Raw genomic sequence first — 1650 nt, 5'->3', positions numbered from 1 at the left:
CAGGCATCTTGCCTGTTTCTAACAGAGGCAAGATGTCAAATTTACGAAGCTTGGGGTTGTTTCAAACTGCCTAATAAATTACGAGTTTCGCTAGCGGCTGCTTTCATTGCTTGTTCTGCACTCATTCTCCCGGTAAAAGCTGAACTCAAATAACGCTGCAAAATATCAGAAGCTTGAGCGTATTGTGCCAGGGGCGGGCGCAAAGCTGGCCGTTCCACTACTTTTAGCAGTTGCGGGTAGTGGGGATATTTGGCGACTATTTCTTTGTTGGTAAACAGCGATTTGTAACTAGGAATTAAACCTGTTTGTATAATAAATTTGCGCTGGGTTTCCTCGCTGGTAAGGTACTGAATTGCTTTCCACGCTTGTTCTGGATGTTTTGAGGTTTTGGCAATTCCCCAGCCCCAGCCACCCAAGCAGGAACCGCCTGTTTTACCCGTACTGCTGAGCATTGGCTCGATCGCAATTTTGCCTCTAACATTCGATCCTTCGGCATTTGCCAGCTTCCAAACATAGGGCCAGTTTCGCAAAAATAGCGCTTTACCGTTTTGAAACAACAGCCTGGTTTCTTCTTCGCCGTAGGTGGTGACACCCGGAGGAGAAATGCCAGAGGCGATCGTATTTTTGAGAAATTCTACTGCTTTAATTGCCTCCGGTTTATCTAACCCAACTTCAAAACTTTCAGGGTTGGCCCAGAAGCCGCCGAAACCGGATAGCACCTCGACAAACATCGCAGATACTCCCTCGTATTGTTTACCTTGCCACAGATAACCCCAAGTTGCTTTTCCCTGTTTCTGCAAGTTTTGAGAGATTTTTACCATCTCTTCAAAGGTTTTCGGCGCTGGAATTTTCGCTTGTTCTAAAATGTCTTTGCGGTAATAAAGCATTCCGGCATCGGAAGCGTGGGGAATTCGGTAAAGTTTGCCCCGATACCGCCCGCCTTCGACGTTTCCTTGGATAAATTTTGATAGTTGTTCGGGGGAAATTCTGTCTGTCAAATCGCTTACCCAACCTGCGGCTGCAAATTTGGGAACCCAGACAATATCCATGTTGATGATGTCGTAGGGCGAGTCGCCTAAAAGAAAGGCAGATGTGTAAAGATTTTCTATGAGGTTGCTGTCGAAAGGCCCTTCTATGAGGTTGATGCGAATGTTGGGGTTTTTCTGTTCAAATTCTTTGACAAAGGGTCTCCAGTTAACAAGGTCTTGACCTTGCATTAACATGGTGAGCACGACTGGCTGTTGAGTCAGTGCCGGCAGAATAAATAAAAGTAAGACGGTGGCTAATGTGGCAGCGAATAAGGCTAAAAGACGTGGACGCTTATGGCTTCGTTGCTGCGGGGAATTTATTTTTTGCATTGGCTTTTGAGAAATGGCGGTGCGATCGCCTTATTTCTCTCATAACTCGCTTTCTTTTGTTTCGCTGGATTTAGCGAGTTTGTGCAATAAAAGTTTAAGTAAACTTTAGCTTACTTAATAATAGTTGAGTGAAGAGTGCAAATTTTGATTTAAGTAGGTGGAAGGGGAGTTTAGTAGACATCTATCTATAGAGAGATATTGAGAATATTGTCTAACAATACTCCGGACAGTTTTTAAAGAGGAATGCGATCACAATAAAATAGAGAAGTGAAAAAAGTGAGTGCGATCTGAA

1 protein-coding gene is annotated in these 1650 nt (G+C 44.1%); it reads right to left on the bottom strand.

Annotated features, from left to right (window positions below; translation table 11 throughout):
* Nucleotides 1-41: 41 nt before the first annotated feature.
* Nucleotides 42-1358, bottom strand: coding sequence for an ABC transporter substrate-binding protein (locus QUB11_RS25295; RefSeq protein ID WP_333202243.1), 1317 nt, complete (start codon nucleotides 1356-1358; stop codon nucleotides 42-44).
* Nucleotides 1359-1650: the final 292 nt, after the last annotated feature.

The sequence above is a fragment of the Microcoleus sp. B6-A1 genome (genome assembly GCF_036705085.1).
Classification (GTDB): Bacteria; Cyanobacteriota; Cyanobacteriia; order Cyanobacteriales; family Microcoleaceae; genus Microcoleus.
This window is presented reverse-complemented; position numbering and strand designations above follow the sequence as displayed.

Coding starts and splice junctions, on each gene's coding strand:
- QUB11_RS25295 (WP_333202243.1), bottom strand. CDS start 1,358: ATGCAAAAAATAAATTCCCCGCAGCAACGAAGCCATAAGCGTCCACGT.